This window comes from Luteimonas sp. RIT-PG2_3 (assembly GCF_054902115.1).
On record NZ_JBUBPF010000001.1, the window covers coordinates 64,322 to 89,354 of the forward strand.

The 25,033-nt window shown below is 66.0% G+C and carries 18 protein-coding genes; 7 read left to right on the forward strand and 11 right to left on the reverse strand.

Going from position 1 to position 25,033, the window contains the following annotated elements; all coding sequences use genetic code 11:
* Positions 1–286 precede the first annotated feature (286 nt).
* A complete protein-coding gene (locus ACYX7E_RS00270) occupies positions 287–835 on the reverse strand; it encodes a gamma carbonic anhydrase family protein (protein ID WP_462078531.1) in 549 nt (182 codons plus the stop codon).
* Between the two features lie 84 nt (positions 836–919).
* Here ACYX7E_RS00270 and ACYX7E_RS00275 point away from each other — a divergent pair, with 84 nt between their 5' ends.
* The gene (locus ACYX7E_RS00275; protein ID WP_462078532.1) at positions 920–2,383 is read left to right on the forward strand and encodes a coniferyl aldehyde dehydrogenase; all 1,464 of its coding nucleotides are present in this window, start codon (positions 920–922) and stop codon (positions 2,381–2,383) included.
* A 30-nt stretch (positions 2,384–2,413) separates the two neighbouring features.
* Here ACYX7E_RS00275 and ACYX7E_RS00280 read toward each other — a convergent pair whose 3' ends face one another.
* The 9 genes from ACYX7E_RS00280 to ACYX7E_RS00320 form a co-directional block, all read right to left on the reverse strand.
* Positions 2,414–3,442 carry a FecR family protein gene (locus tag ACYX7E_RS00280; protein ID WP_462078533.1) on the reverse strand — a complete coding sequence of 343 codons (1,029 nt, stop codon included), beginning with the start codon at positions 3,440–3,442 and terminating at the stop codon, positions 2,414–2,416.
* On the reverse strand, positions 3,439–3,963 hold the full coding sequence (locus ACYX7E_RS00285) for an RNA polymerase sigma factor (protein ID WP_462078534.1): 525 nt from the start codon (positions 3,961–3,963) through the stop codon (positions 3,439–3,441). The genes ACYX7E_RS00280 and ACYX7E_RS00285 overlap by 4 nt, the downstream gene beginning before the upstream one ends.
* Before the next feature lie 194 nt (positions 3,964–4,157).
* Positions 4,158–6,335, reverse strand: coding sequence for a TonB-dependent siderophore receptor (locus ACYX7E_RS00290; protein WP_462078535.1), 2,178 nt, complete (start codon positions 6,333–6,335; stop codon positions 4,158–4,160).
* Between the two features lie 164 nt (positions 6,336–6,499).
* Positions 6,500–8,941 (reverse strand): TonB-dependent siderophore receptor, encoded by a 2,442-nt coding sequence (locus ACYX7E_RS00295; protein ID WP_462078536.1) that lies wholly within the window; start codon positions 8,939–8,941, stop codon positions 6,500–6,502.
* A 278-nt stretch (positions 8,942–9,219) separates the two neighbouring features.
* A complete protein-coding gene (locus tag ACYX7E_RS00300; protein ID WP_462078537.1) occupies positions 9,220–10,944 on the reverse strand; it encodes a carboxylesterase/lipase family protein in 1,725 nt (574 codons plus the stop codon).
* A 253-nt stretch (positions 10,945–11,197) separates the two neighbouring features.
* Positions 11,198–11,581, reverse strand: a complete 384-nt coding sequence (locus ACYX7E_RS00305) for a hypothetical protein (RefSeq protein ID WP_462078538.1) — start codon at positions 11,579–11,581, stop codon at positions 11,198–11,200.
* 214 nt (positions 11,582–11,795) lie between these two features.
* A complete protein-coding gene (locus ACYX7E_RS00310; RefSeq protein WP_462078539.1) occupies positions 11,796–12,797 on the reverse strand; it encodes an NADP-dependent oxidoreductase in 1,002 nt (333 codons plus the stop codon).
* 108 nt (positions 12,798–12,905) lie between these two features.
* Entirely contained in the window at positions 12,906–13,694 is a 789-nt protein-coding gene (locus ACYX7E_RS00315; RefSeq protein ID WP_462078540.1) for an SDR family NAD(P)-dependent oxidoreductase, read from the reverse strand.
* Positions 13,695–13,792: 98 nt separating this feature from the next.
* Positions 13,793–14,884, reverse strand: coding sequence for an alkene reductase (locus tag ACYX7E_RS00320; protein WP_462078541.1), 1,092 nt, complete (start codon positions 14,882–14,884; stop codon positions 13,793–13,795).
* Between the two features lie 195 nt (positions 14,885–15,079).
* Here ACYX7E_RS00320 and ACYX7E_RS00325 point away from each other — a divergent pair, with 195 nt between their 5' ends.
* The 6 genes from ACYX7E_RS00325 to ACYX7E_RS00350 all read left to right on the forward strand — a co-directional run bounded on the left by ACYX7E_RS00325 (position 15,080) and on the right by ACYX7E_RS00350 (position 23,280).
* Positions 15,080–15,646 carry a TetR/AcrR family transcriptional regulator gene (locus ACYX7E_RS00325; protein ID WP_462079037.1) on the forward strand — a complete coding sequence of 189 codons (567 nt, stop codon included), beginning with the start codon at positions 15,080–15,082 and terminating at the stop codon, positions 15,644–15,646.
* 363 nt (positions 15,647–16,009) lie between these two features.
* Positions 16,010–18,223: a TonB-dependent siderophore receptor gene (locus ACYX7E_RS00330; RefSeq protein ID WP_462078542.1), complete on the forward strand. Its 2,214-nt coding sequence runs from the start codon at positions 16,010–16,012 to the stop codon at positions 18,221–18,223.
* A 489-nt stretch (positions 18,224–18,712) separates the two neighbouring features.
* Positions 18,713–19,186, forward strand: coding sequence for an Lrp/AsnC family transcriptional regulator (locus tag ACYX7E_RS00335; protein WP_462078543.1), 474 nt, complete (start codon positions 18,713–18,715; stop codon positions 19,184–19,186).
* Positions 19,187–20,755: a M81 family metallopeptidase gene (locus ACYX7E_RS00340; RefSeq protein ID WP_462078544.1), complete on the forward strand. Its 1,569-nt coding sequence runs from the start codon at positions 19,187–19,189 to the stop codon at positions 20,753–20,755. It abuts the gene before it with no gap.
* Positions 20,756–20,760: 5 nt separating this feature from the next.
* Positions 20,761–22,104, forward strand: coding sequence for a serine hydrolase domain-containing protein (locus ACYX7E_RS00345; RefSeq protein WP_462079038.1), 1,344 nt, complete (start codon positions 20,761–20,763; stop codon positions 22,102–22,104).
* 24 nt (positions 22,105–22,128) lie between these two features.
* Positions 22,129–23,280, forward strand: a complete 1,152-nt coding sequence (locus ACYX7E_RS00350) for a M24 family metallopeptidase (RefSeq protein ID WP_462078545.1) — start codon at positions 22,129–22,131, stop codon at positions 23,278–23,280.
* Between the two features lie 22 nt (positions 23,281–23,302).
* Here ACYX7E_RS00350 and ACYX7E_RS00355 read toward each other — a convergent pair whose 3' ends face one another.
* Complete coding sequence (locus tag ACYX7E_RS00355; protein WP_462078546.1) at positions 23,303–24,826, reverse strand: amidase family protein; 1,524 nt, start codon at positions 24,824–24,826, stop codon at positions 23,303–23,305.
* Positions 24,827–25,033: the final 207 nt, after the last annotated feature.

Sequence of the window (25,033 nt, forward strand, 5' to 3'; positions counted from 1 at the left end):
ACGATCGCTGCGATCATGGGCGACGGCCGTCGGGGCGATGGTCGCAGGCGCGCGCACCTTCGGGGCGAGGACGTGCCGACGCCGACGATGCGGCCGCCTGCGCTGCAGCGCAGCCACAGCCGGATGCCGCCCCGATCCCTCGTCGCTGCTTCCCGCTTGGATCCCACTGATGGCTCAACATCGCGCCGGCCCCCTTCATGGCGCCACTGTAACGCGTGGATGCGGGCATGGCGCCCGCGGCGGGATGGCAAACGATCGTCTTGAAGTTGCCAGCCCGGCCAGGCGATCAGAACTTGCCGCTGGCCAGGTACTCGTCCTTCAGCCGCACATAGTGCGCGGCGCTGTAATACAGGCCTTCGATCTGCGCGTCGGTCAGCTTGCGCACGAAGCGGCCGGGATTGCCGAGCCACAGCTCACCTTCGCCCACGACCTTGCCCGGCGCGATCAGCGCACCAGCGCCGACGAAGCCGTGCTTCTTGACGACCGCGCCATCGAGCACCAGCGCGCCCATGCCGATCAGCGACGCGTCCTCGATGCGGCAGGCGTGGATGACCGCCTTGTGGCCCACGGTGACGTCCTCGCCGATCACGGTCGAGAAGCCGCCGAGCTTGGCATGCGGTCCGTCATGGCTGACATGCACCACCACGCCGTCCTGCAGGTTGCTGCGCGCGCCGATGCGGATGTAGTTGACGTCGCCGCGGACGACGGTCATCGGCCAGATCGACACGTCGTCTGCCAGCTCGACATCGCCGATCACGGTGGAGGACGGATCGATGTAGACGCGTTCGCCCACCAGGGGCAGCTTGTCGCGGTAAGGGCGGATCAGTGTGCTCATCCTGCGATTTTAACGCCCCGCGCAGGCCTGCGGGTCATTCCCCTGCAGGTCGGTCGCCCGCGCGCGCTGGGTATAGTGGCCGCCATGGACAAGCCCGCCGCGCCGCCCTCGCCCACGTCGCCACCCGACGCCGCCACCGGTGATGCCGGCACGCTGGCCCGACTTCCGTCAACGCTGGCCCGGTTGCGCGATGCCTGGCAGGCGGCCAAGCCCGACCGTGCCCAGCGCCACGACGACCTGACCCGGCTGCGCGCGGCACTGGCCTCGCGACTGGAGGCCATGGCCGCGGCGATCGCCGCCGACTTCGGCCACCGCTCGCGCCACGAGTCGCTGATCGCCGACGGCATGACCGTGCTCAACGAGATCGACCACCTGCGCCGCCACCTGCGCCGCTGGATGGCGCCGCGCCGGGTCGGCGTCGGCTGGCGGTTCTGGCCGGCCCGTGCCGAGCTGCGGTCGGTGCCGGTGGGTGTGGTCGGCGTGATCTCACCGTGGAACTACCCGGTCAACCTGGCCCTGATCCCGCTGGCGACCGCGATCGCCGCCGGCAACCACGTGCTGCTCAAGCCCTCCGAGCACACGCCGCGCACCACTGCGTTCCTGCGCGAGCTGCTGGCCGAGGTCTTCCCGGACGACCGCGTGGCCGTGGTCAGCGGTGGCGCCGAGGTCGCGGCGGCCGTCGCCGCGTTGCCGCTGGACCACCTGGTGTTCACCGGCTCGACCGCGGTAGGCCGCAAGGTCATGGCCGCCGCGGCCGCCCAGCTGACGCCGCTGACACTGGAGCTGGGCGGCAAGTCGCCGGCGATCATCGCCGCCGACTATCCGATCGCGCAGGCGGCGGCACGGCTGGCGACCGGCAAGTGGTTCAACGGCGGCCAGACCTGCATTGCCCCCGACTACATCCTCGTCGACGCCGCCAGGCGCGACGCGCTGGTCGACGCGCTGCGCGCGCAGGTGCAGGCGCGCTATGCCGGCTTCGCCGATCGCGCCGACTACACCTGCATCATCAACGACCGCCAGTTGCAGCGCCTGCAGGCGCATGTCGACGACGCGCGCGCACGCGGCCTGACGGTGATCGAGCTTGCGCCCGGCGATCACGCCGCGACTGCCGGCACGCGGTTCTTCCCGCCGGTGCTGGTACTCGATCCCGGCGACGACGCCAGCGTGATGCAGGAAGAGATCTTCGGCCCGATCCTGCCGATCAAGTCGTACCGCGCGATCGACGACGCCATCGCCTACGTCAACGCGCACGACCGGCCGCTGGCCCTGTATCCCTTCAGCCACCAGCACGCGACGGTCGAGGCGATCCTGCAACGGACGCTGGCCGGCGGCATCACCGTCAACGACACCCTGCTGCATTTCGGCATCAACCATCTGCCGTTCGGCGGCATCGGCGCCAGCGGCATGGGCGCGTACCACGGCCGCGCCGGCTTTGATGCGATGAGCAAGGCGCTGCCAATCCTGTGGCAGTCGCGCATCGCCGGCAGCGACCTGCTGAAACCGCCGTATTCGCGGATCGAGCGCGTCATGCGCATGTTGGTGCGCTGAGCGCGCCCCTGCGAGACGACGCGCACCGGCCTAGCGACGCACGGCCTCCACCCGGACGCTGCCGTTGCCATCACGCACCAACTGCACCGGCAACGCCTGCGGCAACGCATCGACGAAGGCCGCCGGATCGTCGAGCGGAAAACTGCCGGTCAGGCGCAATGCCTGCAGGGCCGGCGTCGGCGCCAGTTCCAGCGGTTGCGGCAGGTAGGCATTCCACCTCGCGATGACGTCGGGCAGCGGGGTATCGTCGAACACCAGCCAGCCCTGGCGCCAGGCGCCAACGTCATCGGCCGGCAGGCGTCCAAGACGCACGGCGCGGCCCTGGCCGACGGCCAGCTTCTGCCCCGGCAGCACCGCGATGGCGCGATCGGTGGGACAAGGCTCGTCCGCCGCAAGGTCGAGGCCGGCACCGGGACACACCTCGACGCGCCCGTGGGCCACCGCGACATGCAGGGCGTCGCCGTCGAGGCGCACATCGAAGGCGGTGCCGAGCACGCGGACCCTGCCGGCCGGCGTCTCGACGATGAACGGTCGTTGCGGATCCGGCCTGACGTCGAGATAGGCGCCGCCACGCTCCAGGCGCACCTGCCTGTAGTCGCGGTAGTAGGCCACCTGCGTGCGGCTTCGCGCGTCCAGCGACAACCGCGTGCCGTCGGGCAATGCATGGTCCAGCGATGGCTCGACCGTGGTCGCCAGCGAGGATTCGCTCAACGGCTGCTGCCATTGCAACCACAACACCAGCGCGCCGGACGCCAATGCGGCAGCGATGCCCAGTCCGGCCACGATGCGCTGACGACGGCGGCGTTCGGACGACGGCGGAAGCGCCATGCGCATGTCCCAGTACTCCGGATCGCTGGCCCGCCACAGCCTGTCGGCGGCGTGCCATGCCGCTTCGTGCTGCGGGTCCGCGTCGCGCCAGGCGCGGGCCTGGACACCGACCTCGCGTGCCGTCGCCGCGTCGCCGCCACGTTGCCGGGCGATCAGCGTCAAGGCCTGTTCGATCAGGGCCGCAGCGCCTCCGCCGATGGAGACCTCGTTGCGCGCTTGTCCTTGCGTCATGGTGCGTCTCCTCCTTCCAGCCCCGCCAGGTCGAGCACGGCACGGACCACGTGCTTTTCCACCGCCACCGCGCTGATCCCGAGATGCGCGCCGGCTTCGGCGTGGGTATAGCCGTACATGCGAACCAGGATGAACACCTCGCGGCGCTTGCGCGGCATGCGCTTGAGCCGCAGCAGCAACCGGTCCAGTTGCTGGCGCGCGATCGCGTTGCGCTCCAGCGATGGCACGTCCCCAGGCCATGACTCTTCCAGCGCTTCGATCATCCGCGCTTCCGCCTGGTGCCGGCGCGCGTTCTCGATGGCCAGGCGCTTGCCCGTTTGATACAGCAGCGCGCGAGGCTCACGGATCTCGATACCGCGATACTCCAGCGACAACACCCGCGCATAACTCTCCTGCACCAGGTCTGCCGCGCGATCGCGGTTGGACAAGGACCTCAGGAAGAAGTGGTAGAGCTCTTGGTAGTAGCGCTCGAACATCAGGGCTCCAGCGGATTCGGCATCGTGCTGCGTGCCGATCAGCATCGGCATGCGCCGCGATCGGTGCATCCTCTGGATCATATAGGGGCGTCGCGCCTGCCGCGGATAGGTAGAACTCCCTGTTTTGAACGACGATGCAGGCCAAGGGCCGCGCAAAGATCCGATGCGCGGGCAGCCGTCTGCGTGCGCGCCGCCAGCGGCGGCGCGCACGTCGAAGACCCTGGCTGAACGGCCGCCGGTTAGAAGCGCCCTCGTAGAGACAGCGTGAGGCTGCGCGGCGTACCGACGATGTTCTGCCGGTTGAGATCACCGGTCGGCTGCCAGTACGTCCGGTCGGTCAGGTTGTCGCCATACAGCGACAGCGTCCAGCTGTCGTTGAGCTGGTACTGCACCGAGGCATTCCACAGCGCCATGCCGCCGTAGCGATAGATGCCGTAGTAGCTCTCGCTCTGCGCGACGACGCCGACATTGAACGTGACCGGCGACCACTTGCCCGGCAGGCGATAGGTACTCCACAGTTTGAGCTGGTGTTCCGGCGTGCGGCCCAGCGTGGCCGCGCCGCTCGGATTGCCCGAGTAGCTGGTCTCGGTATAGGTATAGCCACCGAACAGCTGCCAACCCGGAACGATCATCCCTGACATTTCAAGATCCAGGCCCTCGACGGTGATCTGGCCGCGCTGGATGTAGCAACATCTCGATCCGTCCTCGGGGTTGGTGACGGCCACGTAGTCGGGATCGGCAACGCCCTGTCCATCGCGCGTCAGCCGGTAGATCGAGGCAGCGGCGGTGACGCCGCGGAACACGTCGCCCTTGATGCCCAGTTCGAGATTGTCACCGACGATCGGCGTCAGCGGACTGCTGCCGGGCGGCGGTCCGTAGAGCAGATCTCCCTGCGCCTTGAAGGTCTCGCCGTAGCTTGCGTACATGGTCCAGCGGTCGGACAGCGTGTAGCTCAATGCTGCGCTGGGGATGAATTCCTTTTCCTCGTAGTTCAGGTAGCTGCTGGTACCCGTCACTAGGTTTCGGAACTGATGGTCGTAGTTGAAGCGGCCGTAGCGGCCGCCCAGGGTCAGGCGCAGGGGTTCCGCGAGCTGGATGCCGACGGTCGCATAGAGGCCGCGTTGCGAGCGCTTGTAGACCGGGTAATCCGAGGTCAACGTGGTCTCGGGCGCGGCGAAGTACGGGTTGTAGTCGAAGTAGTTGATGCCTACGGCATTGGCATACTCGAAGCCCGGCACCGCGTAACCACGTTGGCCGCTGTTGTCGAGCTCGTTGTAGTCGGTGCCGACGGTATAGCTGTGGGTCTTTCCGAACAGGTCGAATTTGCCGCTGGCCGACAGGTCGGCCATGCGCTGCACCGGCTTGTAGTCCGCGCGCGAACCATAGATCCGCGAACCCGCCAGCGTCGTCGGATTAACTGCGCCGTAGATCGTGGCATAGAACAGGTCGCTCTCCTGCTCGATCTGGTTGACGTTGAGGCGCAGCGTGCCGGTGTCACCGTACTTCTGCTCGACACGGGCGAAGACTTCCTTGGTCTCAAAGTTCCAGTGCGCCCACGGCGGCGCGGTGCTGAAGCTGCGCGGCAGGTCGAGCAGCGTGCCATCGGTATAACGCGGAAGACCGCCCCAGGCCGGGAAGCCCTCGTCGTCGCGCTTCTCGTAGGATGCGCCCAGCGCCAGCAACGTCGTATCGGTGGCGTCGAACTCGAGGGTGCCGTAGAGGATCTTCTTGGCGGTGGTGTAGCGGTCCTGGTGGTAGCCGCGATCCATCCACGACACCACGGCACGTCCGCGCAGGCGTCCGTCCAGGGCCAGGGGGCCGCTGGCATCGAAGGTCGCGCGATAGTTGTCCCAGGTACCGGCGGACAGATCGATCTTCAGCGACTTGGTCCGCGTGGGACGCTTGCGTACCAGGTTGATCACGCCGCCCGGCTCACCGGCACCCGAGTACATGCCATCGACGCCACGCAGCATCTCGACGCGTTCGATCGTCGCAGTGTCCGGCGTGTAGTAGAAGCCGGCACCACCGGTGTAGGCCGGCGCGCCACCGTCGAACTGGATAGTCTCGAGGCGGATGCCACGCGAGTAGTAGAAGGTTTCCAGCGGATTGAAGGCCCCCACGGTGACGCCCGTGGTCTGGATCAGCACCTCCTGCAGCGATGTCAGGTTCTGCGCCTCGATGCGCTCACCGGTCATGATGGTGACCGACTTGGGAACCTCACGCAGGGTCTGCTCGGACTTGCCGCCGATGCTCACGCTTTCTTCCATCGTCGCGAACACGTTGACGCTGTCCAGGGTCGAAATACGTTCCGCACTGGCGGCGTCCTCGACGGCCTCCGGAGATGACGCGGAACGCGTCTGGTCCTGTGCAAACGCGGGAAGCATGCTGGCGGCAGCCAACGCGATGGCACAGGCCACGGCGATGGGAGTGTGGGCGCCATGCCCTTGGATCTGTTGCATTGACACGGTGGGGGTCCCCTATCGGATGATTGGTTGCAGACAGGGGATGCGCCAGCGGCGCCGGACCGGACAATTATTTTCGCTGCGGCCCCGGGGACCGGCGACCCAAGAACAGCAACCGGCTACCAGCGACCGGACAGGGTCGCCAGCCACATGCGTGGAGACCCGCGGACGTTCTGGTTGTTCAGCGTGCCGGTCGACTGCCAGTAGCGCTTGTCGGTGAGGTTGTCGCCCGACAGGCTCAGCGACCAGTGCGGGTCGATCTCGAAGCGCAGCGCCGCATTCCACAGGGTCATCCCGCCGTACGGCACCACGTACGCGGTGTCGCTTTGTGCGATGACGCCACCGTTGAGCGTCCAGCGCGACAGCGCGCCCGGCAGCCGGTAGCTGGTCCACAGCTTGAGCTGATGTCGCGGCGTGCGCCCCAGCGTGGCGACGACGCTGGAGATGCCGTCGGTCGAGGCCGTGATGTAGGTATAACCGCCAAACAGCAGCCAGCCCGGCGCAATGGCGCCGGAGAGTTCGGCGTCGACCCCGAGCACTTCCACTTCACCTTGGGCGACATAGCAACAGACCGAACCGTTCTGGTCGTCGATGACGAAGCCGGGATACCGCGGATCCGGATTCCCCTGCCCGTTGCGTGTCAGCCGATAGACCGCCAGCGCTGCGGTCATCCCGGCGAACACGTCACCCTTCAGCCCCAGCTCGAGACTGTCGCCCTGCATCGGGGCCAGCGACCTGCCGGGCAGCGGCCCTTCCAGCAAATGCGATTGCGGCTTGAAGGTCTCGCCGTAGCTGAGGTAGGTCGTCCAGTGTCCGGACAGGTCGTAACTCAGTGCAGCGCTGGGAATGAAGCGGGTGTCGTCGAACGCCTGCACGCTCGCGTCGCCCGCCTCAGTCCGATAGACCTGTCGGTAGCGGTAGCGGCCCAGCCGGCCGCTGACGATCAGGCGCAGCGGGTCGGACAGCTGCAGCTTCAATGCGCCGTAGTAACCCTGCTGCGACTGTTCCAGCGTGGGATAGCGGCCAACGACATGCGAGGCGGGTTCGGCGATCGAGGCCGGATCGAAACTGGCGTAATCCAGCGGCATCGCATCGGCATAGCCGAGTCCCTCCAGCCCGTATTGTGTCTGGCCTGCGCCATCGAGCGTGGAAGCGTCGGCACCGACCGTGTAGCGGTGGCTGCGCCCGAACCACGCGAAGCCACCGCTGGCTGACAGATCCGCCAGGCGCTGCACGGGGACGTTGTGGACCTCGGTGCCGTAGAAAATGGCGCCCGTGCCGGTGGCCCGGTCCACCGCGCCCCAAGCCAGCGCCTGCTTGATCCGGGTGTCCTGCGCGATCCGCGCTAGGTTCAACTGCACGTTGCCGCTCTGCCCGTAGTGCTGGTCCAGCGTGGCGAACCACTCGCTGGTCCGCGTGTGCCAGCGGGACCAGTCGGGCGCGATGCTGTAGCCGCGCGGCAGGTCCAGCGCGCCGCCGTCGCTGTAGCGCGAGATCCCCGACCAACTCGAATATCCATCATCCTCGCGCCGCTCGTGCAGCGCGCCCAGGGTCACACGCGTGGTTTCGCCGGCGTCGAATTCGAGCACCCCATAGGCCACCTGCTTGGCGCTGACATAGCGGTCCTGCCAGTAGCGCCGATCGGTCTGCGACGCGACCGCGCGGCCACGCAGCCGGCCTTCCAGGGCAAGCGGTGCGGAGACATCCAGCGTCGCCCGGCGGTGGTTCCAGTCGCCGACCGACAGGTCGAGATCGACGGCCCGTTCATGGCCCGGCCGCTTGCGCACGAGGTTGATGACGCCGCCCGGCTCACCGGCACCGGAATACACACCATCCACGCCACGAAGTAGCTCGACGCGATCCAGGGTCGCGGTATCGGGCGTGTAGTTGAAGCCCAGGCCACCCACGTAAGCCGGTGCACCACCGTCGAACTGATAGGTCTGCAGGCGCATGCCGCGCGCGTAGTAGTACGTGTCCAGTGGCGAGAATGCACCGGCGCTGACGCCGGTCGCCTGCAGCAGCACCTCCTGCAGCGTTCCCAGGTGCTGCATCTCGATACGCTCGCGGGTCATGATCGACACCGACTTGGGGATCTCCCGCAACAACTGCCCGGACTTGCCGCCGACCTGCGCGCTGCCAGGCAGTTCGGCATGCTGATGGGTCCCGGCGAACATGGAGGCATCCACGCCGGCCAGGGTCGGAATCGTGTCGCCCTGCGCATCTGCCGTCGCAGTCGCCGCTGGCGATCCCCTGATCACGTACCCACCCCCGACCTGTTCGACGGCTACCAGCCCCGTGCCCTGCAGCAGCCGCTCCAGGGCCTGCGTCAATGTCAGCCGGCCGTTCAGCGCGGACGCGGAGTGCCCCGCGACCAGGTCCGCATCGACCGAGATCGCCACGCCGGCCTGCCGTGCGAGGGCATTGATCGATCGCCCCAGCGGTTGCGCCGGCAGGTCGATGATCGCCACGGGCATGGCGTTCCCATGCTGCGCGGCCATCGTCGGCGCGTGCACGCCCGAGGCCAGTGCAAGCACGCAGGCCAGCAGCGCCCTCAGGTGCACGCACGATGGCCCGCGCCGGACGCAGGCTTCGAAGATCGGAGCATGTTTCGAAAAAAAGCCAGGGGCATTCATGGGGAGATGCGTCATCGACCGGATACCGGACAAAAACTCCCTGGCTGCCAGGCTCGGTACCGTGTAAGGGCAACTGACGCTAGCCTCGATGATGCCAGTATTCCGGCCGGGGACAAGCCTTCGATGGGCGAATGCGACCGCAGGCCGCCTGTTGTGGCATGGCCGTCATCCCCAGGCAGGCCTCAGCGCCCCCGGTCGCGTGCGACCTATCTGTCCTGTCGCGTCGCCGCCTCGGACCAGAACGCACGCATCTGCGCACGCGGGTCGTGCTCCACGCGCGCGCCGGTATCGAAGATCCGGGTCGCACGCGTGGTGGTCTCGAACAGGGGCCAGTCGCTCGACGGCGTCGCCGGACGCCCGGTCGCGGCGAACGCGACCAGCGCCGTCGACAGTTGCGCGCACATCGCCGCGCCTTCGCCCGCGCCGGCACCCACGATCGGATCGCGCGCGTTGTTGAACATCGCGGGCACGTCGATGAAATGCACGGCGCCGTACTGGCCGTCGTAGGCCGGCGATGGCCAACGCCACAACGCCATGTGGACGGGTGCGCCCTGGCCTGCACGGGCCTCGGCCTGCGTCAGCGCCGGCAGCCGGTAGTTGATGTCCGAATCGATCTGCGCGCGGATCAGGTACGGCGACTTGCCTGGCGCGAGATCGCGATACATCGCCAGCGCCTGCGATGCGTCGTCCGGAAAATCTTCGTCCAGCGACTGCCGCAACTGCGCGTCCGTCATCGCGAAGTCGGCGCTGAACATCGCCGCGTCCTCGAGCGTCGACGAGATGATCAACGGGACGCCAGCACTCGCCGCAGGCGCCGTGGCATCGAAGGGATGGCGCGGCAGGCCTGCCTCGCCGACGAAGGGCGCGAACCGGCCATTACCGGCGCCACCGAGCGCCAGCACCACGTCCTGCCACGGCCGCGCCTGCAGCCGCTGCAACTGGCCGGGAGCCAGCTGCAGTGCCTGCAGCAGCGCCGCGGCGGCCTGGGTCGCCTTGGCGGAGGTGCCGATGCCGAGGCGGCCACCGCTCTGGATCACCGCACGATGGAACAGGCCGACCGCACCGGGCATCGACAGCAGGGTGGCGACCTTGCCGCCGCCACCGGACTGCCCGACGATCGTCACCCGCGCGGGATCGCCACCGAAACGGACGATGTTGTCGCGCACCCATTGCAGCGCCGCCACCATGTCGTGCGCACCGGCCATGCCGGCGTCGCGGAACGCGGTGGGCGCACCCAGTTCGGCGACATGCAGATAGCCCAGCGGGCCGAGGCGATGGTTCACGGTGACCACGACGACATCGCCGGACAGGGCGAGGTTCTTGCCGTCGTAGGCCGGTGCATTGACCGAGCCACGATCGTAGTTGCCCCCGTGGAACACCACGATCACCGGGCGCTTGCCGCCATCGTCGGCGCCGGTCGTCCACAGGTTGAGGTTGAGGCAATCCTCGCCCATGCCACCGACATGCCGGTCCCACTGGATCAACTGGAAATACGGCGCACTGAACGCCATGTCCGGGGGCGGCAGCTGCGGGCAACGTTCGCCGAAACCGAAACAGTCGCGCACGCTGGCCCAGGGCTCGGGCCGGCGCGGCGGCATGAAACGATGCGCGCCGCCGGTGGATGCGCCGTAGGGCACGCCAAGGAATTGCCGGACTGGACCATCGGCCAGTCCACGGATCTTGCCGGTGGTCGTGTCGACGACGGGAAACGCGGCGTGAGCGGTCGCATGGACGGATGTGTCGTCTGCAACCGCGAGCGTTGCAGCCGCCTGGGCGGAAGGCAGCACGGCGGCAACCGCCGCCTGCATCGCCAGCGCGCCGGTGCCCAGCAACCACTGCCGCCGTCCCGGCTGCGCAGGCGAAGCGTCGACAGCAGCGTCCGGCGTCGCGTCGGCGCGGGCCCGTGAACGCCGATCAGGATCTGCTCGCATGGCCACTCCCAGCGTCTGCACGATGCGCTGAACGGCATCATCGTTGCAGCCCCGCAGGAGGATCATCCGTGGAAACGCTTGAATACGCGCGGGCGCCAGCCCCGCGGCGTATCAGCTCAGCAGCCGTCCGCGATGCCGCAGCGACGATCGTCCGCCGTCGCGCACAGCTCTCCGGCTGAACGTATGTTGCGGTCGCTGGGCGTCGCGATCCACGGCGCGACGCGGCCGATGATGCCTCGACCGGCGTGTGCGTCTACCGCGTCTTGCTCGACAACCTCGTGTGATTGGCCTTGACCATCCGCACGTAAGGCGCGAGCCCGGCGGTGGCGAGTTGCGTCCCTGCGTGCTCATACCATGACGACCAGCTGGACGCGGCGCTTTTCGGCATCCACATGGACCAGACCATGGAGAGCGCTGTCCATTGCATGTGCGCCGCTTCCACGCTCATCGCAGTCCAGGCGAGCCATGCGGCCTCGATCTTTTCTGACGACATGCGGGTGATCTCCCGCTGGTTGCGTGCCGACGAGGCGTGATTGCCCACCGCAAGCAGTGCGAAGCGGCGTGCAATGACCTCGGGCGCAACCGTCCCCAAGGCGGTCAATTGACCTGACAATTTGCCGGTAGATGATCTGGACATGAGCGCTCCTTGTGCAATGCACCATAGCGTGGGCGAAGGAAGGCAGGGTGAAGGAGCGCGGCCGCCCTGGGGATGGGCGTGCCGCGCCCTCCCGCGCCGCATCCATCCGAAGGCATCCGTCCAAAGACATCCGTGAGAGCTCCACGTCCCGGCCTCATCCGGCTGCGAGGGACAGTGCTCGTTAGCCTGTCCTGCAAGGCTTTCCCATCAGCCGCTACATCATCTGCACCACGACCTTGCCCTTGGCGCGCCCACGTTCCACAAGGGCCAGCGCCTTGTCGGTCTCCACAAATGGAAAGACGGTGTCGACCACTGGGCGGAGTGCACCCGATTCGATGAGCGAGGCGATCTGGCGCAACTGCTCGCCATCGGCACGCATGAACACGAAGGTGTACGCGACGTTCTTCTGCCTGGCCTTCCTGCGGATGCCGGCGCTCAACAGGCGCAACACCTGCTTGAGCGGCCACGCCAACCCTTGTGCCTCGGCGAACGCCGGCGTGGGCGGCCCGGAGATCGAAACCAGATGCCCGCCGGGCTTGAGGACCTGGAGGGATCTGTCCAGTTCATCGCTGCCCAGGCTGTTGAGCACTACGTCGTAGTCGCGCAGCACCGTGGTGAAGTCCTGCTGCTTGTAGTCGATGACGACGTCTGCACCCAGCGCCTTCACCAGTGCGACATTAGCGGTGCTGGTGGTCGTCGCGACGAAGGCGCCAAGGTGCTTGGCCAGTTGGATCGCCATCGTGCCGACGCCACCGGAGCCGGCATGGATCAGCACTTTCTGTCCTGGTTGCAACTTGGCGGTGTCGACCAGCACCTGCCAGGACGTCAGCGCCACCAGGGGAACGGAGGCGGCCTCGACCATGCTGAGGTTCCGGGGCTTGAGCGCCAGCGACGAGGCCTTGACCGCAATGAAGGAGGCGAATCCACCGATGCGATGATCGTCGGGGCGCGCATAGACCTCGTCACCCGGCTTGAACCGGTGGACATGGGCCCCCACGCGCACGACGGTGCCCGCTACTTCATGCCCCAGGATCAACGGGAAGCGATAGGGAAGTATCTGCTTGAACGCGCCGCTCCTGATCTTGACGTCCAGCGGGTTGACGCCTGCGGCATGGACCTGGATCAGGACGTCATCGTCCCGCAACTCGGGCTCGGGCATGTCGCCGATGCGGCCGGGGTCGGTCTTGCTGTAGCGGTCGATGAGGAAGGCTTTCATGGACGTGCGTCTCCAAGTGGGTGGCCGGACCTTGGGTACGAACCGGCACGCCACCGACAGCTGCCGTGAGGACCCGGGCCGTGGAAGGCGACTGACCGTACCGCCGGCTCAGACGGCAGCGCGGTACCGTTCCGCGGCCTGCGCCTGCCGGATGTCGCTGAGCAGGGCCTGGCGCGCACCGTCCAACGTGCCCCAGCGTGCGGTCACATGCAACGGCGGAATGGTGACCGTCTCGCGGCGATCGAAGCCGATCAGCGCGGCATCGACCAGCTCGCCCACGTCCATCACTTCCGGGAGCGAGTTGATGTCGATGCCGGCACGCTCCCAGATCTCGGTGCGCGTGGCGGCAGGCAGCACGGCTTGCACGTACACGCCCTTGGGGGTGAGCTCAATGCTGAGCCCCTGCGACAGGAACAGCACGAACGCCTTGGTCGCGCCGTAGACGGACATGCCCATTTCCGGTGCGAGACCCACCACCGAACCGATGTTCACGATCGCGCCTTCGCCGGCCGCGACCATCCGCGGAGCGGCGGCGGCGGCCAGGCGCGTCAGCGCGATCGTATTCAACGTCAGCAGCCGATCGATGCTGCCGGCCGACTGATCGACGAAGCCGCCAGACTGCGCGATGCCGGCGTTGTTGACCAGGATGCCGATGCGGACATCGTCGCGCAGGCGCGCTTCGACGATGGCCAATGGATCGGGCTGCGTGAGATCGGCGGACAGCACCTCGATCGCGACCCCGGTGTCCTGTCGGAGACGCGTCGCAAGCGTGTCCAGTCGTGCGGTGTCGCGTGCGACCAGCACGAGGTCGTGGCCGCGCCGCGCGAAGCGATCGGCATAGGTGGCGCCGATGCCGCTGGACGCGCCGGTGATGAGGACGGAAGGAAGGAGGGTCACGGTGGTGGGCTTCTGTGTATGGGAGGGGACGGATCCGGGACGGTGGTATTCCGTGCCGGCAGGAGGAGGCCGCATGCCTCGCGGCCGCGGGGACTGGGTTAGTGCGCGTGCGTGTCGACCAGGCTCGGGTAGTCGATGTAGCCCTCGGCGCCGCCGCCGTACAGCGTGGCGGGATTCAACGCAGTCAGCGCCGCGCCGGTCTCCAGGCGTTCGACCAGGTCGGGGTTGCTGATGAACGCACGGCCGAAGGCGAACAGGTCTGCCTTGCCCTCGCTCAGGCGAGCGCTGGCAAGTTCCAGGTCGTAGCCGTTGTTGGCCAGATACGTGCGCGTGAAGCGCCGGCGCAGGCTATCGAAGTCGAACGCCGCCACTTCGCGTGGGCCGCCTGTGGCGCCTTCCACCACATGCAGGTAGACGATGCCCAGCGCATCGAGCTGATCGACGATGTAGTCGTACTGCGGCTGCGGATCGCTGCTGGAGATGGCCCCGGCCGGCGACACCGGCGACAGGCGCACACCGGTGCGCTCGGCACCGACCTGCCTGACCACGGCGTCGGTGACCTCCAGCAGGAGGCGCGCACGGTTCTCGATGGATCCGCCATAGGCATCGGTGCGCTCGTTGGCACCGTCCTTGATGAACTGTTCGAGCAGGTAGCCGTTGGCGCCGTGGATTTCCACGCCGTCGAAACCGGCCGCGATCGCGTTGGCGGCGGCCTGGCGGAAGTCGTCGACGATGCCCGGCAGCTCGTGGAGGTCCAGCGCACGGGGTTCGGAGACATCGGCAAAGCCGTTGTTGACGAAGGTCTTGGCCTGGGCGCGGATGGCCGACGGGGCCACCGGCGCGGCACCGCCGTGCAGATCGACATGGGAGATGCGGCCGACGTGCCACAGCTGCGCGAAGATGCGCCCGCCCCGCTCGTGGACGGCATGCGTCACCTTGCGCCAGCCATCGATCTGATCCTGCGTGTACAGGCCGGGCGTGTCCTGATAGCCCTGCGCCTGCGCCGAGATCTGCGTGGCCTCACTGATGATCAGGCCAGCCGATGCGCGCTGGGCGTAGTAGGTGCTGGCCAGCGGACTGGGCACCAGGCCGGCGCCGGCGCGGTTGCGCGTCAACGGTGCCATCACGATGCGGTTGGCAAGCGTCAGCGGGCCGAGGGGATAGGGCTGGAAGAGCGTGGTGTGGGTCATGTCGTGTCTGGGGTCTTGATCGTGAAAGGACCAGCGACGGCAACGCCATCGCGTGTCCGTCCTGGCAGGTCTGCGTGGCCTGTGGAAACAATGATGATGATCATAATCTTTGATGTCAATAGTTTGATGATGGATATAATCAATACGTGGTAACATGCGCGCCTTCCGTTGCAGGACATCAAGAGACACCAGGTCATGAAGGTCACCAGGGCACAGGCGCAGGCAAACCGGGCGCACATCGTCGAGACCGCTTCCACGCTGTTCAGGGAGCGCGGCTACGACGGCGTGGGTGTCGCGGATCTGATGGCAGCCGCGGGGTTCACCCACGGGGGCTTCTACAAGCACTTCGAGTCCAAGACCCACCTGATGGCGGAGGCGGCAAGCTGCGGTCTGGCCCAGTCCGCGGACGCCGCGGCAGGCGGCGATCTGGTGGATTTCATGACGTACTACCTGTCACGGGAACATCGGGACACGCCTGGCGAGGGTTGCACGATGGCCGCGCTATGCGCAGATGCCGCGCGCCAGCCGGAATCGGTCAAGACGGCCTTCGCGGCCGGCATCGAGTCCCAGCTGTCGGTACCGGGTCGCCAGGGCGCGGCAGCGGCAAAGGCACGTGCGCGTCGGATCGCGCTGATGGCACAGGCGATCGGCGCCGTGGTGCTGTCGCGATCCTGCCCGGACGATGCGCCGCTGGCGGATGAAATCCTGGACGCCTGCCGCGAGGACGTGTTGTCGCGCCTGATGGATGCACGGCGGTCCTAGGCTCCATGATCCATCCCGTCATCAAAATGGCGCCAGTGACTTCATTGCACACGCGGCGGGTGTACGAGGCGAAGGATTCGAAGGCCAGCAACGGTGCGCGGCTTCCTGGACTGACAAGAAGCTGAAGGAATTCCGGGTCTCGATCCCTGACCCCGAGGTGATCGCTGATCGCGAACGACCTTGACAGCCGTTGGAGATATAGGGGGGGGCGCCGCGCCGCCCGACAAGGCCAACGAAACGATCAGATACTGCGAATTTTTAACAAATGCGCCGCAAATAGGCCCATGTGAAACCAATTCCGCCGAACGGGACAGGGGGGGACGATGCCACGCTGGTGACTCCTTCAACCCAGAGGCGGTCTTGATGAAACGGCGGCGCATTTGTAACCGGAAGCATGTCACCACAGCCCTCGCACTGGCGGCCATCGCCGTTATCAGCACGCAGGCCGCCGCGCAGGACAGCGGCGATCCACAGGGACAGGACTCCGACACTCCCAAAACGGTCACCAACCTGGACCAGGTGACCGTGGTGGGTTCGCGCCAGCCCTTCAAGCCGGTCGATACCGGCGTAGGGACCAAGATCCCGATGGACGTCGTCGATACGCCACAGTCGATCACGATCGTCTCACGCGAGTTGATGGACATGATTACGCCGCAGAACGTCGGCGAGGTCGCCACGTTGGCGCCCGGCGTACGCAATGGCGAACGTGATGTCTCGACGATCTTCGACGTCACGGCACGCGGCTTTCCGGTCACTTACTCGCGCGGATTCCGCATCAACACGATGCCGTTCACCAACAACGGCATCCTGATCGATTTCGATACTGTAGACCGCGTCGAGATCGTCCGGGGACCGTCGTCGATCATCTACGGCCAGGCCGACTACGGCACCACGATCAACACCGCGCTGAAGCGTCCGCGCGCCAAGCAATCGACCGAAACCGCGTTCACGATCGGCTCTTACGACTTCTACAAGGCGTACACCGACGTCACCGGCCCGCTGAATGAGGATGGCAGCGTACGTGGACGCGCGGTGGTGTCGTACGAGGATCGCAACAGCCAGACGGACTACGTCGGCCGGGATCTGCCAAGCGTCTACACCGCGCTCGACTGGGACCTCAGCGAAAACACCTTCCTCGAGCTGACCGCGTTCTACAACAAGTCGCACCTGGTCACCAACTACGGCTTTTCTCTGACCGACGACAACCAGCTGCCGGATGTCCCCCGTGCATTCTTTCAGGGACACAATAAGAATGGCGTCGATCTGACGACCGCTTTCTTCATGGCCAGCCTGACCCATCACTTCAATGATCGCTGGAACCTGAAGGCGATGGCGTCGTATGCAGAGAACGACGTGAATGCCCGCGAATCGTATATCTCTGGCCGGGTCAACAACGATCCGAACTCCCCGCTATACGGCACGGCGCCCTTCTACGACTTTTACGTCAATGACTATCTGGAAACGGCCGCCGCCGATCTGACCCTGACCGGTGAGTTCGACTTTCTGGGGCGTAGCCACACGCTCATGCTCAACAGCTTCTACAGCAGTACGCCGACCCGTCTGATCTGCTGTTACGAAAGTGAGGAGCAGCGTTTCAATGTGTTCGATCAAAAGTCACCGGAGCGCTACTTTGATCTCAACTCTCCGCCACCGCTGTCCGATGCCTCCACCTATCTCTACAGTGAAATTGGAGACTCGCGTGAACTGGCGGTTGGCGGCCTGTTGCTGCTGCACCCCACCGATCGCCTGACGGTCATGACCGGCGCCCGATGGACTCAAATCGAGACCCATCACGACGACCTCTTCACGGGCGTCCGCAACCGCGCACTGAAGGACAATGCGATCACCCCGCGGCTCGGCGTGGTCTATGACCTCACCGACAACCTCAACCTCTATGGCAGCTACTCGGAAGGCGTGATTTTCCAGACCGCTCGCACCGAGGATGGCAGGCTGCTCGGTCCCGAAGAAGGCGTCCAGTGGGAGTTCGGCACCAAGGGCAACATTGCGGACGATCGCCTGTTCTACGGGGTCTCTGTGTTTCGCATCGAGCGCTCCAACGTCGCGGTTGGCCTGCCACCTCCGAATCCGGAAGGCTTCGTAAGAGGCATTGGCGGACAGATCCACGAGGGCGTCGAACTCGAACTGATGGGCGAGCCGCTGCCGGGCTGGAACCTGTTCGGCTCATACAGCTACCTCAAGGTCGAGGTCTCGGAGTCGGCCAACCCCAACGAGGTCGGCAAGCAACGCGCCAACTCTCCCCGCGGCCAGTTCAAGCTCTACAGCAACTACGAGATCAAGGACGGTCCGCTGCGGGGCCTGACCTTCGGTGGTGGCCTGATGTACTTCTCCAGCCGCATGATCGACAACATCGGCAGCTACCGGTTCGATCCCTATACCCGCATGGACCTGTCGCTATCCTACCGCCTGAGCGACAACATCCAGCTGTCGCTCAGCGGCATCAACATCCTGGACGAGAAGATCGTCAACTCCATCAGCGGCACGTCAGGCAGTGTCAATGGCGGCATCATCTACCAGGATCCGCGGATGTACTACGCGAAGATCGCCTTCCGTTACTGACCGGACAACCCCTTCCTGTTCTTCTGACCTCCGCATGCCCCGTCCAGACGGGGCATGCATTTTTTCAGTCGAAAAGCGCGTATTGCCTTCGGTCGCCTCCGGATCTCGCATGCGTCATGACGGTTTGCACAGCACCGTCCATGAGCACTCCTTTCGACGCCATCTTCCCCGCCGTTGGGCGCGAGCAAGCTGCCCAAGAAGATGGATCAATTCGCATTCTCACTATTGTCGCAAAGCCATCGGACTGCACGAGGATCAGGTGTTTGCTCATCTGCGAAATTCCACTGAAGCCGATCAGATCAGTCGAGGCGAAATCCGGAAAAAATAGGTGAACTTACCTATGGGCGATCAGGCGCAATCTAGGCACTATCAAGCCCAACACCGCAGTTTTTATGCATTTTTTCGACGTATCCGCATATGAACCGCGAAGATGGCCGGAATGGATACCGCCGAGTCGCATCCGTATTCTTTCACTGGAACTACTGAGACATGGCCATTGATGCAACCGATGCGCGGCTGTTGACCGCGTTGCAATCCAATAGCCGGCTAACGTCCGAACAACTCAGCGAGATCGCGTTCCTGTCGCCGACAGCGTGCCTGCGTCGGGTTGCGCGATTGCGTTCGGAAGGCATCATCGAAGCGGAAGTGTCGATCGTGTCGCCAAAGGTCGTCGGGCGGCCACTGACCATGCTGGTCCTGGTCAGCCTGGAACGCGAACGCGCCGACATCATCAATCGCTTCAAGCGCTCGATCCGCGAGACCCCGGAAGTCATGAGTGGCTGGTACATCACGGGAGAAGTCGATTTCGCCCTGATCGTCACGGCAAAAAGCATGGAAGACTATGAAGCGTTCACGTCGCGCTTCTTCTATGAAAATCCCGACATCAAGAGCTTCAAAACGCTGGTCGTCATGGATCGGGTCAAGGCCGGGTTCTCGCTGCCGATCGAGATCAGCGACGCTTGAATGCGCAACGGCACGCAGAGCGCCGGGATCCTGCCTCAATACGACGACTTTGAAGGATTCCGGCGATCATCGCGTGGCATTGTGACGACCCCGATCGTGAGTCGAAAAGCGCAGATGAGACTTTTGACCGCCGCCCTGATGACGGAGACCAACAGCTTCTCTCCGTTCGCGACCGGGTGGCACGCGTTCTCGCAACAAGGCATACAGCGCGGCCGGGACGGCCTGCAAGCCGGTTCCGCCACAGCCGGCGTGCTCAAGGTCCTGGACATCGCGCAGGCAAATGGCGACGAGGCGTTCGCCAGCGTCGCAGCGTTCGCGCAACCCGCTGGACTGACGTTGGCCAGCGTCTACGAATCATTGCGCGACGAGATCGTGCGCGATGCAGTGGAACAAGGCCCCTTCGACGGCGTGCTGCTGATGCTGCACGGTGCAATGATGGCCGATGGCTACGACGACTGCGAGGGCGACCTTCTTCGGCGGCTGCGCGAAACGCTGGGGCAAGATGTATTCATCGGCGCAGTGCTCGACCCGCATTGCCACATGACCCACGACATGGCCGCGTATTCGGATGCGCTGGTCCTGATGCGCGAGTACCCGCATACCGATGGCGCCGAGCGCGCCGAGGATCTCTACGCACTGTGCGCTCGCAAGCTGCGCGGCGAGATCAACCCGGTTTCGGCGATCATGGATTGTCGGCTGGTCGGTACCTGGCCCACGACCGAACAGCCGATGCGCAGCTTCGTTGACCGCACCGCCGGACGTGTCGGTATCGATGGCGTGCTCGCAATCAACATCGTCCATGGTTTCCCATGGGGCGATACCCGCGATAGCGGCGCTTGCGTCCACGTCGTCGCCGATTCCGATGCAGCGCTGGCAGAACGGATCGCCAGAGAGGTCGCGGCGGAGTTCTGGGAACTGCGCGAACAGACCCAGCTCGCAACGCTGACCGTCGACGCAGGCCTGGCCCGGATCAGCGAAAGCGAAGGCCTGACCGTGCTCGCCGACATGGCTGACAACGCCGGCGGAGGCGCGCCGTCCGACAATACCCATGTGCTCGAGCGCGTGCTGGCATTGGGCATCCACGACATCGCACTGGGCCTGTTCTGGGACCCGGTCGCGGTCATGCTTTGCGCCGAAGCCGGCGTCGGCGCGAAGCTGCCCGTACGCATCGGTGGGAAAGCAGGCGTCACGTCGGGCACGCCCGTGGATGTCACGGTCACCGTTCGCGGCGTGGCCGACCACCATTCGCAGCGCGGGTACGATGGCGCCAGCAGGGAGCTCGGCAGATCTGTCTGGCTCGAAGCGCAGAATGGCGTACATCTGGTGCTGACGACGCAACGGACGCAAACCTTCGGCCCGGACGCATTCAGCGGCCTTGGGCTTGCTCTGGAAGGCTTGCGTGCCGTCGTCGTCAAGTCGACCCAGCATTTCCAGTACGGCTTCGCGCCGATCGCCAGCGAGATCGTGCGCTTGGCCGGCCCGGGCGCATTGACCACCGACTTCGGCAGCATCCCCTACAGGCAGCGCCCGCTCGATTACTGGCCGCGCGTGCCCCGGACAACACTGTGAGCGCGATGGCGTCGGCCTCGGACCTTCAGGCCGCGCTCTCGGCGGCGGCTGCACACGCAGATGTCGCGGGTGCGATCGTCGCGATCAGCGGCCCCGACGCGAGCGTGCATGTCGCCACGCATGGCTATCTGAACACCACGTCGCTTGCGCCTGTGCGTCCAGACTCCCTGTTCGAGATCGGCTCCTTGACCAAGGTACTGGTGGCTTCCATCGCGCTGCAGTTGGTTGAGGAAGGACTCCTCGACCTGGATCGTCCCGTCCGCGAGCGCGTTCCCGATTTCCGTGTTGCCGACGCTGACGCCAGCACCTCCATCACCCTTCGTCAACTGTTATCCCACTCCAGCGGCATCGACGGAGACTTCTTCAAGGACACCGGCGATGGCCCTCTGGCGCTGGAGTCCTACGCAAGCGCCTGCGCCGGACTCGAACAGCTGCATGCCCCAGGGGCCGGGGTGTCGTACTGCAACGCTGGCTACGCAATCATCGGCTGGCTGATCGAACGCGCCTGCATGCGCCCATTCGACGAAGTGTTCGATGCGCGCATCGGCACCCTGCTCGGCGACCACAGCCTGCGCATCGAGCGACGTGGCGAGCAACGAAGGAATCGCGCCGATGGCCACATCATGGACGACGGAAGACTGGTACCGATCGCCCGGCACCTGCCTCCCTATGCCCATGCACCCGCCGGAGCGCGAACCAGCGGCAGGATCCACGATGTCGTGCGATTGGCCAGACTGCACCTGTCATCGGATCCGCGACTGCTTCCGACGTCGCAGCTCCGCGCGATGCAATCCGTGCACGCCTTGCCGCCGCCCGGTGACTGGGAGTGCGGGGCGCGCGGCCTTGGCTGGGAGCTGTTCGGGCCCCCGGAACGTTTGCTGCCAGGCCACGACGGCGCAACACCCGGCCAGGCAGCAATGCTGCGGCTCGTGCCCGACCGCGGCATCGTCATCGCGGCCGCTGCGACCGGCCCGGGCGCACGGACGCTGTTCTCTGCACTGCTGCGCCGATTGCTTCCGGACGAACCTGGCCTGTTCCAATCGCCACCGGCAGCCGTCCCGAATGTGTCGATTGCGCCGCTGCTCGGACGCTACGCGTGCCGCGCGCGTTTCATCGACATCGACCAGGATGCCGACGGGCTGGTGCTGCGCTCGGGGCCGCGCAACGATCCTTCGGGCATGATCAAGCCAACGAGCGGACGCCTTTGGGCGCTCGATCACAGCCTGGCACTTCGCCGTGACGGTAGCGCGAGCGCTCCGCAGCCGGTGGTGTTCTCCGAATTCGACGGCAACGGTCTCGCGCAGGCCGTGCATGTCGGCCAGCGCATGCATCGCCGCCTCCCCACCTGACCTTGCGCGCCACAGGATCCCGCCATGAGCCATGTCACTCCCAACGAATACCGCCAGCGCCTCGAGAACCTCAAGCAGGCGATGCGCGCTGCCAAGCTTGAGATCGTCGCCAGCGTGTCGGATGCCGTGCACTACTTCTATCTTGGCTACAACGCCAATGCACCCGGATCCATCAAGGCGATGGTCGTCCGGCTGGAGGACGACGAACCCCGACTGATCACTCGCCAGATGGATGCCGTGTCGGCATGGTCAACTGCTTACCTGCGTCGCGAGAACGTGGAGGCCTTCGACGACAGTGCCATCGCCGGTGGTGCATGGCCTTTCGTCGCACGGCGCATCGGTGAACTTGCCGATGGCCGTGACGTGGGCGCTGATCTGGGCGCATCCAGCTTCACCGCCGCGGCATCTTCCGCCCTCGCCCATGCCAAGGGCATCGGAGCCCTGGTCGATGCGACCGCAGTGCTGCGCGCCCCGCGCCGGCGCAAGACGGCTCAGGAACTGCAATGGATGCGCGAGGCCGGCCATATTGCGGCGAGCGCGCTGCGTGAAGGCATCGAGCGCCTGGCACAGGGGCCAACGCTGGAGTCGGAACTGGCCAGCGTGATCCTCGCCCGTCAGGCCGAAGGCCTGCCAGGACTCCCCGCCTCACCGCCGCTGCCGATCCCGCTGGTGATCTCCGCAGGGCCGCGACTGTTCGAAGGCCATGCACGCTGGACCACCGATCCCATCGCCACTGGCAGCCATGTCAACCTGGAACTGGGCGCATATCGCCACCGCTACTGTGGCGCGCTCGCGCGCACCGTCAGCCTTGGCCCACCTTCGCCAGGGCTGCGCGAGACCTGGGACTCGGTTGTCGCCGCGTACCAGGTGGCCCTGGCAGCGGCGCGTACCGGCGCGCCCTGCAGCGCGATCCATCGCGCGGGCATGGAAGTCCTGGATGCGCGCGGCGTCATTAAGCGCTCGCGCTTCGGCTACGCGATCGGCATCGACTGGGGTGAAGGCGGACTGAGCCTGCAGGCCGAGGACACGACCTTGCTGGCAGAGGATGAAACCATCCACATCGTCATCGGAACCTGGGAGCACGAGGTCCCCGTGATCTTCAGCGAGACCGTGCGGGTCCGCGCCGGCGGTGGTGAGTCACTGACGGATTTTCCACGCGAACTGATCGTGGTCTGATTGCGCGGGCGCGCGCATCCACTCAATCGAACGGCATGGTGGCGGGTTGCATGCCGAGCACGCGCTGTAGATGCGCTGTCGCCTGCATCGACAGGGCGACCGCATCGGCGGACGGCCGGACCGCTACCTGCAGGCCGACCGGCAAGCCATCGCGGGTGAATCCACAGGGCAGATTGAAACAGGACCAGCCGCCAAGCATGTTGAAGATGCCCAGTTCGATGACCGTCGCGGTGCCGTCATCAAGCCCATGCGGAACCAGGTACGGATCGTAGCCGTCGGGATAGCGCTGATCGGCCTGGAACGGTCGGATCCGCACGGAGGGTGTCAGCACGATGTCGAAGCTGTCCAGCGGACGCGTCAAGGTGAAGTCGTCCCAGATCTCGTGCGCGCGCCGTTGCGCCTGCTCGAATTCCATTTCGCTTACCGTCGCGGCGCGCTCAGTCAACTCGCGCGGCAGAACGTCGAGCAGTGCGAAGCGTTCGGGCGGAAAATCGGCCAGGATGTCGCGCCGCGCCTTGGTGAACACGGTGACCCCACTGGCCGCCTTCGACCCCAGCGGAAGCAGCGGTGCGAGGCGTTCGATCTCGATGCCATCGCCCACGGCGATGGCATTGACCGCCGCTTCGACCACGGCCATCACATCATCCTCGGGTGGAAAGCTGTCCGGCGACGCCTGGGGAAGATAAGCGACACGCAGGCCCGCCAGCGACGCCAGCGGTGCGAGGCCGCGTTCCGGGAACGGATGTTGCGCCGGCATCGGCAGGTACCCCGCCCAGCGTCCGCGCTCGCTGTGCCAACGCACATGGCGGCCCATCGCAGCGTAGACATGCTGGATGTCGTCGATGCCGCGGGCCAGCAGACCACTGCCCGAGCCAGGCATGAAACCGATCGTGCCTGTCCATGCTGCTGGCAGCCGCACCGAGCCGTAGCCATCGCTCCCGAAGTGCATCGGCCCCAGGCCTGCCGCTGCCGCGGCACCAGCACCTGCGCTGGACCCACCTGTCGTGCGGCTGAGGTCCCAGGGATTACGGATGACCCCCGCGTCCGAGCTGATCGAACAGGTACAGAAGCCGAGGTCCGGCATGCCGGTCAATCCAAGCGTGACGCCGCCGAGCGCTCGGAGCCTCGCGACCAGGGCATGATCCTGGTCCGCGCGCCTGTTGGCCAGCGCGATCGTACCCGACGTCGCCGGCCAGCCGCGCACGCCATACGAGGCCTTGAACGACACAGGTACGCCATCAAGCATGCCCAGCCGCCCGCCACGCAGCATGCGCGCCTCCGAATGCCGCGCCTCCTCCAGCGTGCGTTGCGGATCCACGTGACTGTAAGCCCTCAACAGGGGTTGCGCTGCCTCGATCCGCTCCAGCAACGCGCGTGACACCTCGACCGGTGACAGCGACTTTCGCGAAAACGCGTCAGCCAGCTCGCCGACCCCCATCGCGGCGATGCCAGCATGCGGGAGGCCCTTGATCGAGTCGCGATCGCGTCGGGCATCACGGGTCCTGGGGCTTGCGGGAGGCGTATGGGACATCATCGTCGCGGTCACGGGAAACAGTGGGGAAGCGGCGCACGCGAGCAGTGCGGACAGGGTTGCGCGTCGGCGCGGATCAACAACGTGGCGCATAAGGATGAAGAGATCGTTCGCGGGCGAGTGGTCCGATCATAGCCGTGATGGCAAGACGGGAAGCTGCAATTTCGACGCGATGCACGACCTCGACCGTGGCTTCGCGTCGGATCTGCGCAGTCTGGCCGC